The organism is Pelomonas lactea (assembly GCF_043555885.1).
GTDB classification, from domain to species: Bacteria; Pseudomonadota; Gammaproteobacteria; order Burkholderiales; family Burkholderiaceae_C; genus Pelomonas; species Pelomonas lactea.
This window is the reverse complement of record NZ_JBIGHX010000008.1, coordinates 202618-218049: the sequence shown is the minus strand read 5'-3', so window position 1 is coordinate 218049 and position 15432 is coordinate 202618. Positions and strand designations below refer to the sequence as shown.

Annotated in this window: 13 protein-coding genes; 4 read left to right on the top strand and 9 right to left on the bottom strand. The window is 72.6% G+C overall.

Annotation, left to right across the window (positions count from 1 at the left end):
- Positions 1 to 3: 3 nt before the first annotated feature.
- Positions 4 to 2388: a DNA internalization-related competence protein ComEC/Rec2 gene (locus ACG04Q_RS20595; RefSeq protein ID WP_394513234.1), complete on the bottom strand. Its 2385-nt coding sequence runs from the start codon at positions 2386 to 2388 to the stop codon at positions 4 to 6.
- 117 nt (positions 2389 to 2505) lie between these two features.
- On the opposite strand from ACG04Q_RS20595, the gene ACG04Q_RS20590 reads away from it, so the two are divergent.
- Together ACG04Q_RS20590 and ACG04Q_RS20585 are read left to right on the top strand one after the other, a co-directional pair.
- Entirely contained in the window at positions 2506 to 2976 is a 471-nt protein-coding gene (locus ACG04Q_RS20590) for a RidA family protein (RefSeq protein WP_394513233.1), read from the top strand.
- Positions 2976 to 3467 carry a disulfide bond formation protein B gene (locus ACG04Q_RS20585; RefSeq protein ID WP_394513232.1) on the top strand — a complete coding sequence of 164 codons (492 nt, stop codon included), beginning with the start codon at positions 2976 to 2978 and terminating at the stop codon, positions 3465 to 3467. Before ACG04Q_RS20590 ends, ACG04Q_RS20585 begins: the two co-directional genes overlap by 1 nt.
- Before the next feature lie 4 nt (positions 3468 to 3471).
- On the opposite strand, the gene paoC is transcribed toward ACG04Q_RS20585, so the two are convergent.
- The 8 genes from paoC to ACG04Q_RS20545 form a co-directional block, all read right to left on the bottom strand.
- Positions 3472 to 5670, bottom strand: a complete 2199-nt coding sequence (gene paoC / locus ACG04Q_RS20580) for an aldehyde oxidoreductase molybdenum-binding subunit PaoC (protein ID WP_394513230.1) — start codon at positions 5668 to 5670, stop codon at positions 3472 to 3474.
- Positions 5667 to 6623 (bottom strand): FAD binding domain-containing protein, encoded by a 957-nt coding sequence (locus ACG04Q_RS20575; RefSeq protein ID WP_394513229.1) that lies wholly within the window; start codon positions 6621 to 6623, stop codon positions 5667 to 5669. The genes paoC and ACG04Q_RS20575 overlap by 4 nt, the downstream gene beginning before the upstream one ends.
- Complete coding sequence (paoA, locus tag ACG04Q_RS20570) at positions 6620 to 7261, bottom strand: aldehyde dehydrogenase iron-sulfur subunit PaoA (protein ID WP_394513228.1); 642 nt, start codon at positions 7259 to 7261, stop codon at positions 6620 to 6622. The genes ACG04Q_RS20575 and paoA overlap by 4 nt, the downstream gene beginning before the upstream one ends.
- Positions 7262 to 7364: 103 nt before the next feature.
- Complete coding sequence (locus ACG04Q_RS20565) at positions 7365 to 9131, bottom strand: gamma-glutamyltransferase family protein (protein ID WP_394513227.1); 1767 nt, start codon at positions 9129 to 9131, stop codon at positions 7365 to 7367.
- A gap of 32 nt (positions 9132 to 9163) precedes the next feature.
- The gene (locus tag ACG04Q_RS20560) at positions 9164 to 10534 is read right to left on the bottom strand and encodes a DUF1501 domain-containing protein (RefSeq protein ID WP_394513226.1); all 1371 of its coding nucleotides are present in this window, start codon (positions 10532 to 10534) and stop codon (positions 9164 to 9166) included.
- Complete coding sequence (locus ACG04Q_RS20555; RefSeq protein WP_394513224.1) at positions 10531 to 12243, bottom strand: DUF1800 domain-containing protein; 1713 nt, start codon at positions 12241 to 12243, stop codon at positions 10531 to 10533. Before ACG04Q_RS20555 ends, ACG04Q_RS20560 begins: the two co-directional genes overlap by 4 nt.
- A 118-nt stretch (positions 12244 to 12361) precedes the next feature.
- Entirely contained in the window at positions 12362 to 13000 is a 639-nt protein-coding gene (locus ACG04Q_RS20550; RefSeq protein ID WP_394513222.1) for a 3-oxoacid CoA-transferase subunit B, read from the bottom strand.
- Between the two features lie 3 nt (positions 13001 to 13003).
- Complete coding sequence (locus ACG04Q_RS20545; protein WP_394513220.1) at positions 13004 to 13768, bottom strand: CoA transferase subunit A; 765 nt, start codon at positions 13766 to 13768, stop codon at positions 13004 to 13006.
- Positions 13769 to 13906: 138 nt separating this feature from the next.
- Between ACG04Q_RS20545 and ACG04Q_RS20540 the strand changes: the two genes are divergently transcribed.
- The gene (locus ACG04Q_RS20540) at positions 13907 to 14464 is read left to right on the top strand and encodes a LuxR C-terminal-related transcriptional regulator (RefSeq protein ID WP_394513218.1); all 558 of its coding nucleotides are present in this window, start codon (positions 13907 to 13909) and stop codon (positions 14462 to 14464) included.
- Positions 14461 to 15414: a DUF3667 domain-containing protein gene (locus ACG04Q_RS20535; protein ID WP_394513216.1), complete on the top strand. Its 954-nt coding sequence runs from the start codon at positions 14461 to 14463 to the stop codon at positions 15412 to 15414. The genes ACG04Q_RS20540 and ACG04Q_RS20535 overlap by 4 nt, the downstream gene beginning before the upstream one ends.
- Positions 15415 to 15432: the final 18 nt, after the last annotated feature.

Here is a 15432-nt window from a genome sequence, read left to right as displayed (position 1 = left end):
ACGTCAGCCCGGCGGCAGGCTCCACTCGCCATCGCCCGGCGGCGGCGCGGGCGGCTCCGGCCCCGTCGGCACCTCCGGGGCCACGGCCGGCGCCACGCGGTCCTGCCAGTAGCGCCGTGCCTGCGCCCGCTCGCAGCGCGCGGCGGCGCCGTCGCTGAACCACTGCCAGGCGCCGCACGACGGGGTGTCGACCACCGCGACGCCCGCCGCCTGGTAGCGCGCCAGCACCGGCGGCGCCGGGTGGCCGAAGCGGCTGCGGTAGCCGGCCTGCACCAGCGCCACCTGCGGCCGCACGGCGGCCAGCAGCTCGGCGCTGGACGAGGTCTTGCTGCCATGGTGCGGCACCAGCAGCACGTCGGCGCGCAGGTCCGGCTCTCGGCGCACCAGCGCGCGCTCCTGGTCGGCCTCCAGGTCGCCCAGCAGCAGCACGCGCCGGCCCGCGGCCGACGTGATGCGCAGCACGCAGGACAGGTCGTTGGGCTTGAGCCCGGCGTCGTAGTGCGCCGGCGGCGGGTGCAGCACGTCGAAGCGCACGCCGTCCCACACCCAGCCCTGGCCGGCCTCGCAGCGCACATCGGTGGCACCGGCGCGAAGCAGCGCATGGCCAGCCTCCAGCGAGCTGCGCAGCTCGCGCACCGGCAGCGCCCGCAGCAGCGCGGCGGCGCCGCCCACATGGTCGATGTCGCGGTGGCTGAGCATCAGCACGTCCAGCTCGCGCAGGCCCAGGCGGCGCAGCAGCGGCAGCAGCACGCGCTCGCCGGCGTCGGCGCCGGGCGCGTAGACCGGGCCGGCGTCGAACAGCAGCGCGTGGCTGCGGGTGCGCACCAGCACCGCATTGCCCTGGCCGATGTCCGGCGCCAGCAGCTCGAACTCGCCCGCCGCCGGCCGCGGCACGGCGGGCCACAGCAGCGGCAGCATCATCACGAGCCCCGTCAGCCGCAGCCGCCACGGCAGCCGCATGACGATGAGCGCCGCGCCCAGCAGCGCCAGCCCTTGCGCCAACACCGGCGCGGCCGGCAGCCACCACACGGCGCCCGGCCACGCCGTCAGCCACCGCAGCCAGGCCATCAGCACCTGCGTCAGCGCCGCGGCCACGGCCCACAGCGGCGGCGCCAGCCCGCCCAGCAGCGCCAGCGGCGCGATGAGGAAGCTGATGACCGGAATGGCCAGCAGGTTGGCCAGCAGCCCGACGACGGACAGCTGCGCAAAGCAGATCAGGCTCAGCGGCGCCAGCCCGGCGGTTGCGACCGCCTGTGTGTGCAGCGCAGCCTTCAACCGCGCTCGCCAGCCCTCGGCCGGCTCGCCGCCCGCCGCCATCAGCAGGCCCACCGCGCCGAAGGACAGCCAGAAGCCGGGCTGCAGCAGTGCCCACGGGTCCACTGCCGTGACGACGACGGCCGCGCCCAGCAGCACCACCGGCCAGGGCCAGCGCAGCCCCAGCGTCTGCAGCGCGGCCACTGCGGCCAGCATCAGCACCGTGCGCTGCGCCGGCACGCCCCAGCCGGAGAACAGCGCATAGCCCAGCGCCGCCGCCACGCCGGCCCAGCGGGCGGCCGTGGGCGCGGCCACGCGCAGGCACAGCCGGCCGCTGCGCCGCCACAGCACGCCCGCCACGGCGGCGGCCAGCCACGCGAACATCGTCACATGCAGGCCGCTGATGCTGAACGCGTGCGCCACGCCGGTGTCGCGCAGCAGCGCCCAGTCGGCGTGGGCAATGGCGTTCTGGTCGCCCAGGCTCAGCGCGGCCAGCACGCCGGCCAGGCCGCGGTCCGTCACATGGGCATGGATGGCGGTGCGCAGGCGCTGCCGAGCCGCGTCGATTTCCCACCACGGCGCGGCCTGCAGCCGCTCGGCGCTGCGCACCACGCCGCTGGCGCGCAGCCCCTGCTCGAACAGCCACAGCTCGGCGTCAAACCCGCCCGGGTTGGCCAGCCCGTGCGCGCGCTTGAGCCGCGCCGTGAAGCGCCAGCGCTCGCCGGCGGTGATCGCCGGGCCGTCATAGGCCAGCAGCATGAGCCGCCGCGGCACCTCGGGCGGCAGTGCCGTCCCGGTCGGCCCGACCGACTCGACGGCGAACTCGAAGCGCCAGCCCGGCACGCCGCCCTGGCCCGTGACGGCCACCGGCAGCGAGTCGACGCGGCCGGTCAGCACCAGGTCGCGCCCCTCCCAGGCCGGGTGCAGCTCGGGCGTCATGCGCGCGTCGGCACGCCACGCGGCCTGCGCGAACGCCAGCACGGCCACACCGGCCGCCAGCAGCAGCCAGTGCCGCCGGTGCAGCGCCAGCAGCAGCGCACCCACCGCGCCCAGCCCGGCGAGCGACATGCCGGTGGGCAACTGCTCGCAGCGATGCAGCAGCGCCAGCCCGGCCAGCCAGGCCAGGCCCGTCACCAGGAGCTGCCGAACACCCCACCGCTGCGCTGCCAAAGCCCGCCCTCACCCCCCTGCGGATGGGAGGCGGGGTGTAGCATGCCGCCGTTTTTCAGCCGCGCCACCGCGCTTCCCCGCATGACTTCTTCCGCCGCCATCCAGGCCAAGCTCGCCGAGCTGGGCATCACGCTGCCACCCGTGGCCGTGCCGGCCGCTGCCTACGTTCCGTTCGTCCGCACCGGCAACCTCGTCTTCCTGTCCGGCCACATTGCCAAGAAGGACGGCAAGCCCTGGGTGGGCCAGCTGGGCAAGGATGTCGACACCGCCACCGGCCAGCAGGCCGCCCGCGCCGTCGCCATCGACCTGCTGGGCACGCTGCAGGCCGCCACCGGCGACCTGGGCAAGGTGGTGCGCATCGTCAAGGTCATGAGCCTCGTGAACAGCACGCCCGATTTCACCGAGCAGCACCTCGTCACCAACGGCTGCTCGGAGCTGCTGGCGGCCGTGATGGGCGACGCCGGCAAGCATGCGCGCAGCGCATTCGGCGTGGCGCAGATCCCGATGGGCGCCTGCGTCGAGATCGAGCTGATCGCCGAGATCGCCGACTGATGTTCATCCAGCCTTCCAAGCTGCCGGCCCGCGCGCTGCTGGGCATGGCGGTGGCGAGCTTTGCCGCCGTGGGCGTGGCACTCGTCGCGCAGCATCAGTTCGGCGTCAAGCCCTGCCCGTGGTGCGTGCTGCAGCGCGGCATCTTCCTGCTGATCGGCACGTTCTCGCTGCTGGGCTGGCTGGTGCAGGCCCGGCGCGGGCTGCGCCAGGCGGCGCTGGTGGTCGTGCTGGTGTTGTGCGCGGCCGGCCTGACGGCCGCGGTGTTCCAGCACGAGGTGGCGTCGCAGAACGCCAGCTGCGCGCTGGGGCTGGCGGACAGGATCGTCACCGCGCTCAACCTCGAGGAGCTGTGGCCCTCGGTGTTCATGATCACGGCCAACTGCGCCGAGGCGGCCGCCTATCGGCTGCTGGGCCTGCCCTACGAGGTGTGGAGCGGGCTGCTGTTCGCCGGCCTGGCGGCGCTGGGCGTGGTGGTGATGGGCCGCCGCTGACGGGCTACGCCACGTCGGGCAGGCCCGGCAGCAGCTTGTCGAGCGTGATCGGGTAGTCGCGCACGCGCACGCCGGTCGCGTGGTAGACGGCGTTGGCCACCGCCGCGCCAACGCCGCAGATGCCCAGCTCACCCACGCCCTTGGCCTTCATCGGCGAAGAGATCGGGTCGACCTCGTCCAGGAAGATCACGTCCTGGTGCGGGATGTCGGCATGCACCGGCACCTCGTAGCCGGCCAGGTCGTGGTTCACGAAGAAGCCGCGGCGGGTGTCCACGTGCAGCGCCTCCATCAGCGCCGCGCCGACGCCCATGGTCATGGCGCCGATGACCTGGCTGCGCGCCGATGTCGGGTTGATGATGCGCCCCGCCGCGCACACCGCCAGCATGCGCCGCACGCGCACCTCGCCCGTGAAGGCATCCACCGCCACCTCGACAAAATGCGCGCCGAAGGTGGACTGCTGGTAGCGCTTGTCGAGGTCGCCGTACTCGATGCCGTCCTCGGCCGCCAGACCGGCGAACGCGTCCAGCGGCAGCGCACGGCCGCCGCCGCGCACCTCGCCGTCGACGAAGCTCGCGTCGCTGCCCAGGCCCGCCTGGGCAGCCACCAGGCCGCGCAGCTTCATGCAGGCCGCGTAGACGCCGGAGCAGGCGTTGTTGGCACCCCACTGGCCGCCGGAGCCGCAGGAGACGGGGAAGGCCGAATCACCCAGCGCCACGCGCACCCGCTCCAGCGGCACGCCCAGCGTCTCGGCGGCGGTCTGCGCGAGGATGGTGTAGCTGCCGGTGCCGATGTCCGTCATGTCGGTCTCGACGACGACGCGCCCCTCGCCGTCCAGCCGCGCCCGCGCACGGGACTTCATCGCGATGTTGTTGCGAAACGCCGCCGCCACGCCGGTGCCCACCAGCCAGCGCCCCTCGCGCCGCTGCGCCGGCCGGGGCGAACGCTGGTTCCAGCCGAAGCGCTCGGCGCCGAGCCGCAAGCACTCCGCCAGCCGGCGCTGCGAGAACGGCCGCTGCGGCTTCTCGGGGTCGACCTGCGTGTCGTTGCGCAGCCGGAGTTCCACCGGGTCCAGCCCCAGCTTCTCGGCCATCTCGTCCATCGCGATCTCCAGCGCCATCATGCCCGGCGCTTCGCCCGGCGCGCGCATCGCGTTGCCCTCGGGCAGGTCCAGCACGGCCAGCCGCATCGCGGTCAGGCGGTGCTCGCCGGCGTACAGCAGCCGCGTCTGCACGGGCGCCGTCTCGGGGCTGCCGCCAGGCAGGTTGCCCGACCAGCTCTCGTGCGCGATGGCGGTGATGCGCCCGTCCCGCCCGGCGCCGATGCGCAGGCGCTGGATGGTGGCGGGCCGGTGCGTGGTGTTGTTGAAGATCAGCGGGCGCGTCAGCGCGATCTTCACCGGCCGGTTCACGGCCCGGGCCGCCAGCGCGGCCAGCAGCACGTCGGCGCGCAGGAACAGCTTGCCGCCGAAGCCGCCGCCGATGTAGGGCGACCGGACGCGCACGTCCGCCTTCGGGATGCCCAGCGTCTTGGCCAGGTCCTCCACGGCCCAGCCCACCATCTGGTTGCTGGTCCACACGGTCAGCTTGCGCCCCTCCCAGGCGGCCAGCGTCGCGTGCGGCTCCATCATCGCGTGCCCCTGGTCGGGGGTTGTGTACGTCGCGTCCAGCTGCACCGGGGCCTCGGCGAAGGCCGTGGCGAAATCACCCACCTGCGTCTGCCCCTTGCCGCCCATGCCGTCGCTCCTGGCCAGCGGCGCGTGCGGCCGCTGCGCGGCGAGGTCGAACCGGCCGGGCCGGGTTTCGTAGCGGATGTCGATCAGCGCCGCGGCGGCGCGCGCCTGCTCGAACGTCGTCGCGACGACGACGGCGACCGCCTGGTGGTAGTGGCTGACCTCCGGCCCGCCGAGCAGCTTCGCGGTGTTCTTGCCGGCCTGGCCCAGCTTGCCCGCGTTGCGGGCGGTGACGATGGCCAGCACGCCCGGCGCCTTGCGTGCGGCCGTCAGGTCCATGGACCGGATGCGGCCTTTCGCGATGCCGGCCCCGACGACGAAGCCGATCGCCGGCTCGGCCGTCGCGCCGTGGTGCTCGTACGCGTACGGCGCCGTGCCGGTGGTCTTGAGCGGCCCGTCGATGCGCGGCGTGGGCCGGCCGACGACGCGGCCCTGGTCGATCGGGTTGGTGGTGGCGGGTTGGTCGAATCTCATGACGTCGCCTTTGCAGCGTGGAGGATGCCGGCCAGCGTCCGCTCGGCCAGCGGCAGCTTGAAGGCGTTGTCGTCGGCCGGCCTCGCACCGGCAAAGGCCTGCGCCGCAAACGCGCGCGCGCCCTGGGCCAGCAGCGGCTCGGCCGCCTCCACGCGCCAGGGCTTGGGCGCCACGCCGCCGAAGGCCACGCGGCCGCTGCCGTCGCGCTGCAGGATGGCCGCCACCGACACGAGGGCGAAGGCGTACGACGCCCGGTCGCGCACCTTGCGGTAGACATGCACGCCCTCGACGGGCGCCGGCAGCAGCACGGCGGTGATCAGCTCGCCATGCGCCAGCGCGTGCTCCACCTGCGGCGTGTCGCCCGGCAGCGCATGGAAGTCGGCGATGGGGATGCGGCGCGACTGGCCGTCGGGCCGCACGGTCTCGACCTGCGCGTCCAGCACGCGCATCGCCACCGCCATGTCGCTGGGGTGGGTGGCGATGCAGGCCGCGCTGCCGCCGATGACCGCCAGCGACCGCGACACCCCGCCCACGGCGCTGCAGCCGCTGCCGGGCTGGCGCTTGTTGCAGGGCTGTGCGGTGTCGTAGAAGTAGGGGCAGCGGGTGCGTTGCAGCAGATTGCCGGCCGTCGTCGCCCGGTTGCGCAGCTGGCCCGAGGCGCCGGACAGCAGCGCGCGGCTGAGCACCGGGTAGTCGCGCTTCACGGCCGCGTCGGCGGCGAGGTCGCTGTTGCGCACCAGCGCGCCGATGCGCAGGCCGCCGCCCGGCGCCGCGGTGATGCGATCCAGGCCCAGCGCGTTGACGTCGACGAGGTGGGCCGGCGCCTCGATCTGCAGCTTCATCAGGTCCAGCAGGTTGGTGCCGCCGGCGATGAAGCGGGCGTCGGGGCGGCCCGCCACGGCCGCGGCCGCCTCGGCCGGCGTGCGGGCGCGTTCGAAGCTGAAGGCCTTCATGCGGCACCTCCGGCCACCGAAGTGATGGCCTCGGCGATGTTGGCGTAAGCGCCGCAGCGGCACAGGTTGCCGCTCATGCGTTCGCGCAGTTCGTCGGCCGACAGCAGCGGCCGCGCGGCAAGGTCGGGCGTCGCATGGCTGGGCATGCCGCGTTGCAGCTCGTCCAGCATGCCGACGGCCGAGCAGATCTGGCCCGGCGTGCAGTAGCCGCACTGGTAGCCGTCCTTGGCGATGAACGCGGCCTGCAGCGGGTGCAGCCGGCCGGGCTCGCCGAGCCCCTCGATGGTGGTGACCCGGGCGCCCGGCGCCATGACGGCCAGCATCAGGCAGCTGTTGATGCGCCGCCCGTCCAGCAGCACCGTGCAGGCGCCGCACTGGCCGTGGTCGCAGCCCTTCTTCGTGCCGGTGAGCTGGAGCTGTTCGCGCAGCAGGTCCAGCAGCGTCGTGCGCGTGTCCACGTCCACGGTGCGCAGCTGGCCGTTGACCTCCAGCGTCACGCGCGCCTGCGTGGCTGGCAGCGCGGCGGCGGGCGTCAAGGCCGCCTGCGCGTCGGCGGCCTCGGCCGTCGTCAGCGCGGCCGAGGCGGCGGTCGCGATCAGCACTTCACGGCGTGACACACACGCCCCGGCATCGTTCATGGCTTGCTCCACACAGCTGGCTAGCGCCGCAGACTAGGTGTCGCAGCCCCCCGCGCGGTGTGGGACAAGGCGCCGTCCCGGTGCAGGACGGCCGGGCGGCTGGCTACTCGCCCAGCACCACGCCCTCACGGCGCGGGTCCGCGCCGCCCACCCAGCCGTCCGGCGTGCGCAACAGCACCTGCAGGCCACTGGTCAGGTCGGTCTCGATGACGGCATGGCCGCGGCCACGCAGTTCGGCCAGCTGCGCGGCCGTCAGCGCACCGCGCTCCACGATCAGCGAGCCGCCGTTGAAGTGGCCGAAGTTGGGCAGGTCCACCGCCCGCTGCGCCGGCAGCCCCCAGGCCAGCGCGCCGGTCAGCACCTTGGCGACGTAGTGGATGATGACCGGCCCGCCCGGCGAGCCGGCCACCATGACGAGCCGGCCCGTGCGGTCGAACACCAGCGTGGGCGCCATGCTGGAGCGCGGGCGCTTGCCGGCCTCCACGCGGTTGGCGACCGGCTTGCCATCGGCGCCCGCCGGGTTCAGCGAGAAGTCGGTCAGCTGGTTGTTCAGCATGAAGCCGCCGGCCAGCCCCGTGCCGCCATCGCTCATGACGCGGTTGCCGAACGCAGACTCGACGCTGGTGGTCATCGCCACCGCATGGCCTTGCGCGTCGACGACGCTGATGTGGCTGGTGCCGGCCTCCAGCTGCTCGGCCTGCGGCGCGAACGCCAGCCTGACGCCGGGCTGCCCGGCCACGGCCGGCGGCATCGCGCGCTCGCCGATCAACGCGCCGCGCTCCTTCAGATAGGCCGGCGCGAGCAGGTTCTGCCAGTCGCCGCCGGGCGCGGGCACGAAGGCCGGGTCGCCGATGAACTGCGCGCGGTCGGCGAACGCGAGCTTGGCGGACTCGGCGTAGGCGTGCATCCAGTCGGCCGTCACACCCCTGGCGGCCCGCGCCAGCGGCTGGGTGTCGAGCAGGCCCAGGATCTGCATCAGCGTCAGGTGGCCCGACGTCGGCGGCCCGAAGCCGCAGACGCTATAACCCCGCCAGTCATTGCACAGCGGCGGGCGCTGCAGCGGCCGGTAGCCGGCCAGATCGGCCGCGCTCAGCAGGCCCGGCCGCGCATGGTGCTTCACGCGGCGCACGATGTCCTCGGCCACGGCGCCCTCGTAGAAGCCGCGGGCGCCCTGCTTCGCCACGCCGCGCAGCACGGCCGCGTAGGCCGGGTTCTTCAGCAGCGTGCCAACGGGTTTGGCGTTGCCGGCGGTGTCGAACAGATACGGCCCGGCCTGCGGGTCCTGCCGCAGCGCGGCCTCGCTGGACGCCAACTCGAACAGCCGCGGGCTGATCGCAAAACCCTGCTCGGCCAGCGCGATGGCGGGCTCGAACAACCGCGCCCAGGGCAGCTTGCCGTGCAACTTGTGCGCATCGGCCAACATGGCCAGCACACCCGGCACGCCGGTGGACAGGCCGCTCATGATCGCGTCGCGCATCGCCAGCGGCTTGCCGTCCGCTTTGAGGAACAGCTCGGGCGTGGCAGCGGCCGGCGCCGTCTCGCGGCCGTCGAAGGTCTGCACCTGGCGGCCGTCCCAGTGCAGCAGGAAGGCGCCGCCGGCGATGCCGCTGGACTGCGGCTCCACCAGCCCCAGCACGGCCTGCACGGCAATCGCCGCATCGACGGCCGAGCCGCCGGCGCGCAGCATCTGCAGGCCCGCCTGCGCGGCCAGCGGGTTGGCGGCCGTGACGGCGAAGCGCTGGGCCGGCGCGGTCATCCCGGCCGGCGGGGCCGTGCGCGTGGTGGCAGCCTCGGGCTGCTCGACGGGCTGCGCCGTCGCGCCGGCCGCGGCCAGCAGCGCGGCGATGCAGAGGGTCTTCAAGGGGGGCATGCGGCCATCTTAGGCAGCCGGCCCGCGCCGTGTCAGAAGTAGCCCAGGTCGCGCTGGCTGTAGTTGCCGATCTGCGGCAGCACCAGCGGCAGGTCGGTGGCCGACACGCCCATCCACGTCGCCAGCGTCGCGGCGAGCTGGTCCACCGACGTGGTGGGCAGCAGCCGGCCCTGGCCCACGTCGTCCGGCCCGTTGACGCTGACCGACGGCAGCGTGCCGTAGAAGCGCCCGCCCTTGACGGCGCCGCCCATGACGAAGTGGTGGCTGCCCCAGCCGTGGTCGCTGCCGTCGCCGTTGCTGGTCAGCGTGCGGCCGAAGTCGCTGGCGGTGAAGGTGGTGACCTTGTCGGCCACGCCCAGCTCGGCGGTGGCGGCGTAGAAGCTGGCCATCGCGTCGCTGATCTGCGTCAGCAGCCCCGGGTGCTGCGCGACGAGCAGGTCGTGCAGGTCGAAGCCGCCGATGGACACGAAGTACACCTGCCGCGTCGCACCCAGCGCCTGCCGCGCGGCGATGAGCTTGGCCACCATCTGCAGCTGCGTGGACAGGCTGCTCGTGTCGAACGGCGTCGTGAACGCCGGCGCGCCGGCCAGCGCGGTGGACAGCGTGGCCTGCGCGTCCACCGAGCGCTTGACGACGCGGTTGAGCTCGGCCTCCATCCAGTGCGTGCGGTCTGCCGTGATCAGCGCGCGCAGCGCCGTGGAGCAGGCCGCCGAGCCGAACAGCGATTTCGTGACGCCGTTGATGGGCACCGCGCCCGACGTGGAGACCTGGTACTGCACCGCCTGCTTGCCGGCCATGAAGACGGCGTTGCCGGACACGTTCATGCAGGTGAACGTGGACGTGCCGTTGCCGTTCATGAACAGGTCGCCCAGCCGGCCGCCCCAGCCGGACGTGGCGCCCTCGGGGGAGCTGGCCTGCCAGACGGACTGCTGGTCGTTGTGCGAGAACAGCTTGGGCGGCAGCGGCACGCTCTTGGCCTTGTACTGCGCCAGCGTGGTGGGCTGCACCAGCGTGCCGACGTTGAGCTGCACGGCCAGCTTGCCGGCATCCCACAGGCCCTTGAGCCTGCCCAGCTGCGGCGCCAGCGCCATCTGGCGCCCCCCCACGGCGGGCAGCGCGGTGGCGGCCAGCGTGTCGCGCGGTGTGGCCAGCGTCTGGCGGATGGCCGCGTAGGCGTCGTAGCTGGGCTGGTCGTAGGGCACCAGCGTGTTGCCGTAGTCGTTGCCGCCGTACAGGAACAGGCACACCAGCGCCTTGTAGTCGCCCGGCACGGTGGCCGCGGCGGCCTCGCCGATGCCGGCCAGCGACAGCGCCCACGGCGCGGCGGTGCCGGCAATGCCGACGGCGGAGGCGCGGCGCAGGAACTCGCGGCGCTGCAGTTCGGGGAGACGGTTGAGTTTCATTTCTGCACCAGGTACTCGGGGCAGGCCATCAGCATCAGGATGGCTGCGTACACGCGGTTGAGCTTGCCGGCGTCGGTGGTGGCGGCGATGGTGGCGATGGCGGTCGCGACGGCCGACTCCGTGGCCGCCGAGATGCCGCCGCCGCCCAGCCGCAGCGCGAGGCTCGCGACCAGCGCGGGCGCGTCGGCGGCCAGCGCCACCTCGGCGGTGTAGCTGGCCTTGACCTCGCCCACGCCGCTGGCGATGGCCGTCTGCAGGAAGTTGAGATAACCCGCGGCCGTGCTCTCGTTGCAGAGCTGGAACTCGGGCGCCGGGACGCCGTTGATCCCCAGCGTGGAGCCCGGCGGCACGTAGCCGGGGCGGAAGAAGTTGAACACCGAGCCGCTGCGCAGCGGGCTCTGGCCCAGCCGCGTGGCGGGGTTGGTGGTATCGCCGATGTTCCAGACGCCGGTGGGTGACGTGGCGCCGAAGCTGCGCCCCCAGTGCAGCAGCCGCAGCACCGGCTCGCGCAGCTTGCCGCCGGCGTTGCCGGTGGGCACGCTGCGGGCCTCGGTGTCGAGCAGGATGGCACGCACCACGGCCTTCAGGTCACCGCGCACGCCGGCGCCGTTGTTGGCCCACACGGCCGCCACGCGGCCGACGTAGGCCGGGCTGGGATGCGAGGCCACCAGCCGCTGGATGAGCTGGCGGCCGATGAACGGCCCCACGTTGGCGTGGTTGGCCAGCGTGTCCAGGGCGGTCTTCATGGCGGTGGGGCCGTCGGCGGTGGACGGGATGTCCACCCCGAGCACCTTCTTTGCGCCGGTGGCGAAGCGCGCCGGCACGTTGATCAGCGGCTTCCTCACATAGGCCGGGTCGGTGGCGCTGGCGCCGTCGTAGTCCCAGCCGGTGAAGACGCGGGCCAGCTCGGTGATCTGGGCCTGGGAGTAGGTCTCCAGTGGCTTGCCGTCGCCGCCCGCCTTGGGCGTGCCGTCGGCGCTGAGCTGCACGAGGCCGATGCTGAACAGCTGCATCACCTCGCGGGCGTAGTTCTCGTCGGGCACGCGGCCGGTCTTGGGATCTTCCTTCTGGTTGCCGCGCAGGTTCAGGTAGACGCCCATGGCCGGCGACAGCGTCACCGCCTCCAGCAGCGCGCGGTAGTTGCCGAACGCATGCTGCTCCAGCAGGTCCAGGTAGGCCGCGCCCATCAGTCCACGCCACTGCACCGGCAGGCCGTTCATGGAGACGACGAAGATCTCCGAAAGCGCCAGCACCACGCGCTGGCGCAGCGTGTCGGGCGCCGACATCAGCTTGCGCCACAGCGTGTTGTCCAGCCCCGCGAAGCTGTTGCGGTTGGCCTCGACCGCATAGCCCTTCTCCACCATCCAGTCGAAATGACCCGCGCTCACCGGCATGGCGAACTGCGCGTCCAGCCAGGCGGCATAGCCGTTGGCCTTGACGGTGGCAATGTCGGCCGACGTCGCGGCGAAGCCGGCCTGCGCGAGGAAGCGGGCGGCCTCGGCGTCGTTGGGTGGCGGCGGAGGCGGCGCAGCGGTGGCGCCGGCGCCGGGCGCGCCCCCGCTGCTGGGGGCCGTGCCGCCACCACCGCCGCCGCAGGCACTCAACAACGACGCTGCGGCCAGCGCGGCGGCTGCCGGGGTCAGGGGCGACGAGGCGTCGTCGGGCGATGGCGGCTCGGCGAGCGCGGGCAGGTCAGACAAATCAGGCATGAGGTGGCGAAAGATGGGCGGGCCGGATGATCTCCAAACCCGGCCCCTCCTGCGCGCCCATCACGGCCCGAACGTGACAATGGTTGTCAGACTTACCTGCCGAAACACTTCACGCAATTCAAATCAGGGGTACGCCCGTCTTGCTTTGTGCGAACTCGCGTGTCACGCCTTCGGCCAGCTCGACGAGCTTGAGCCCCTCGGGAACGACGTCGAACACGCCCAGGTCCGTGATGATGCGGTCCACCACGCCCACCCCGGTCAGCGGCAGCGTGCATTCGGGGATGATCTTCAGATCCTCGGTGCCGTCCTTCTTGCGCGCCACATGCTCCATCAGCACGATGACGCGCTTCACGCCGGCCACCAGGTCCATGGCGCCGCCCATGCCCTTGACCATCTTGCCCGGGATCATCCAGTTGGCCAGGTCACCCTTGCCGCTGACCTGCATGGCGCCCAGGATGCTCAGGTTGATCTTGCCGCCGCGGATCATCGCGAAGCTGTCGTGGCTGCCGAAGATGCTGCTGCCGGGCAGCGTCGTGACGGTCTGCTTGCCGGCGTTGATGAGGTCGGCGTCGACCTGGTCCTCGGTCGGGAACGGGCCGATGCCCAGCATGCCGTTCTCGCTCTGCAGCCAGACTTCCTTGTGCGCCGGCACATGGTTGGCCACCAGCGTCGGGATGCCGATGCCGAGGTTCACGTAGAAGCCGTCCTCCAGCTCCTGGGCCGCGCGGGCGGCCATCTGATCTTGCGTCCAGGCCATGGCTCAGTCCTTTTTCGAAGTGAGGGAGACAGAGCTACTCGCTTCGCTCGGGCGGTCTGTCCCCTTGTCCTTAGATGGCGACAGCGTCACCTTTTCAATCCGCTTTTCCGGATTGGCGTTCACGACGATGCGGTGCACGTAGATGCCCGGCAGATGGACCGCGTCCGGGTCCAGCTCGCCGGTCTCGACGAGCTGTTCCACCTCGACGATGGTCAGCTTGCCCGCCATCGCGACGGCCGGGTTGAAGTTGCGCGCGGTGCGGCGGAACACGAGGTTGCCGCTCTTGTCGGCCTTGTAGGCCTTCACCAGCGACACCTCCGGCACCAGCGCCCGCTCCATGACGTAGGTCTCGCCGTCAAACTCGCGCAGCTCCTTGCCTTCGGCGACGACCGTGCCCACGCCGGTCTTCGTGAAGAAGGCCGGGATGCCCGCGCCACCGGCGCGCAGCTTCTCGGCCAGCGTGCCCTGCGGCGTGAACTCCAGCGCCAGCTCGCCCGCCAGGTACTGGCGCTCGAACTCCTTGTTCTCGCCGACGTAGCTGGAGATCATCTTGGTGATCTGGCGCGTCTCCAGCAGCTGGCCCAGGCCAAAGCCGTCCACGCCGGCGTTGTTGGAGATGACCGTCAGGCCCTTCACGCCGCTGTCGCGCAGCGCCGCGATCAGCGCCTCGGGAATGCCGCACAGCCCGAAGCCGCCGACGGCCAGCAACTGCCCGTCCTTCACGACGCCGCGAAGCGCTTCGTCAGCGCTCGGGTACACCTTGTTCATGCCGCTGTCTCCATCTGGGGGGTCACAGAAGGCGCACAGCGTAGCCGGGCAGAGCTACGTATGGCGTTACGTAGAATCGCCTAATCCTTCCGGCCCACGCACGGGCTGCCCTCCCGGCCGAGCCTGCCCGACACGCCCTTGCCGCCCGCCGCCGCCCTGCCCGACTACCGCCTGGCCTTCGAGCTGGCGCCCATCGGCCTCATCCTCTCCGAGCAGCGCATCGTGCGCGACTGCAACCAGCATGTGCTGGCCATCTTCGGCGCCCGCCGCGAGCAGCTCGTGGGCCACAGCTTCGAGCAGCTCTACCCCTCGCCCGACGAGTACCAGCGCACCGGCGAGCGCATCGTCGCCAGCCTGGACCGGCAGGGCCGCTACGGCGACGACCGCGTCATGAAGCGCTTCGACGGCAGCCTGTTCTGGTGCCACGTCATCGGCCGGGCGCTGGACCCGCGCGATCCGCACGCGCGCGGCATCTGGAGCTTCGAGGACCTGTCCGCCCGCCGCGGCCTGACCGCCGAGCTGACGCCGCGCGAGCGCGAGATCGCCGCGCTGCTCATCGACGGGCTGACCAGCAAGCTCATCGGCCGCCGGCTGGGCATCAGCCACCGCACGGTGGACGTGTACCGTGCGCGCCTGATGAAGAAATACCAGGCCGCCAGCACGCCCGACCTGATCCACAAACTGCTGTCCGCATGAGCAAACACGCCCACGCCCCCGAGCTGCCCTACTGCCGCAACTGCCACTACACGCTGGCCAGGCCGCGGCCCGTCTACTGCGGCCACTGCGGGCAGGAGACCGACCTGCACCCGCCGTCGGTGCGCGAGATGTTCACCGAGTACCTGGGCCACTACGTCGCGTTCGACGGCCCGCTGTGGCGCACGCTGTGGGCGCTGATCGCGCTGCCCGGCCACCTGACCAATGCCTACTTCCATGGTGCCCGCCGGCGCTACGTGCTGCCGCTGCGGGTGTACCTCAGCGCCAGCTTCATCTTCTTCGTCGGCTGGGCGCTGCTGCCGCAGGGGCCAACGCAGGTCGTCGAGGTCGACCCGGCCATCGTCGGCAGCGCCGAGGCCGGCAAGCCGGTCACGCTGCGCGTGAAGCCCGGCGCCACGCCGGCGGAAACGGCCGCCGCGGCGGAGGCCATCGCCAAGGGCGCGAGCGCCGCCGAGCGCTGGAAGATGACGACCAAGCTGGCCGACTGCGACATGGCCGCGGCGGGCGACTGCACGGGCGCGTCCGGCTGGTTCACGCGGCTCGCGAAGAAGGCGCAGTCCATGACGCTGGAGCAGTGGAAGGCCCGCACGCGCGCGCTGGCACCCTACGCGATGCTGGCGATGCAGCCCGTCTTCGCCGCCCTGCTGCTGCTGGCCTTCATCGGCAGCGGCCGGCGCTACGCCGAGCATTTCGTGTTCTCGCTGCACACCCACAGCCTGTGGTTCCTGGCCCTGCTGCTGGCCGTGGGCACCGGGCTGGAGGGCGTGATGGTGTTCGCCGTGTTCGGCCATGGCCTGGCGGCCATGCGTCGCGTCTACGGGCTGGGCTGGTGGGGCGCGCTGCTGCGCGGCCTGGCGCTCAGCGGCTTCTACTTCATCGGGCTGGGCGCTCTGGCCACGGGGCTGGTGGCGCTGATCGCGGCCACCGCCTGAGCCCTGGGCCGCCCGGGC

Excerpts from the sequence above, each read along its gene's own strand:
- ACG04Q_RS20590 (WP_394513233.1), top strand. The coding sequence starts at position 2,506 with ATGACTTCTTCCGCCGCCATCCAGGCCAAGCTCGCCGAGCTGGGCATC.
- ACG04Q_RS20585 (WP_394513232.1), top strand. The coding sequence starts at position 2,976 with ATGTTCATCCAGCCTTCCAAGCTGCCGGCCCGCGCGCTGCTGGGCATG.
- paoC (WP_394513230.1), bottom strand. The coding sequence starts at position 5,670 with ATGAGATTCGACCAACCCGCCACCACCAACCCGATCGACCAGGGCCGC.
- ACG04Q_RS20575 (WP_394513229.1), bottom strand. The coding sequence starts at position 6,623 with ATGAAGGCCTTCAGCTTCGAACGCGCCCGCACGCCGGCCGAGGCGGCC.
- paoA (WP_394513228.1), bottom strand. The coding sequence starts at position 7,261 with ATGAACGATGCCGGGGCGTGTGTGTCACGCCGTGAAGTGCTGATCGCG.
- ACG04Q_RS20565 (WP_394513227.1), bottom strand. The coding sequence starts at position 9,131 with ATGCCCCCCTTGAAGACCCTCTGCATCGCCGCGCTGCTGGCCGCGGCC.
- ACG04Q_RS20560 (WP_394513226.1), bottom strand. The coding sequence starts at position 10,534 with ATGAAACTCAACCGTCTCCCCGAACTGCAGCGCCGCGAGTTCCTGCGC.
- ACG04Q_RS20555 (WP_394513224.1), bottom strand. The coding sequence starts at position 12,243 with ATGCCTGATTTGTCTGACCTGCCCGCGCTCGCCGAGCCGCCATCGCCC.
- ACG04Q_RS20550 (WP_394513222.1), bottom strand. The coding sequence starts at position 13,000 with ATGGCCTGGACGCAAGATCAGATGGCCGCCCGCGCGGCCCAGGAGCTG.
- ACG04Q_RS20545 (WP_394513220.1), bottom strand. The coding sequence starts at position 13,768 with ATGAACAAGGTGTACCCGAGCGCTGACGAAGCGCTTCGCGGCGTCGTG.
- ACG04Q_RS20535 (WP_394513216.1), top strand. The coding sequence starts at position 14,461 with ATGAGCAAACACGCCCACGCCCCCGAGCTGCCCTACTGCCGCAACTGC.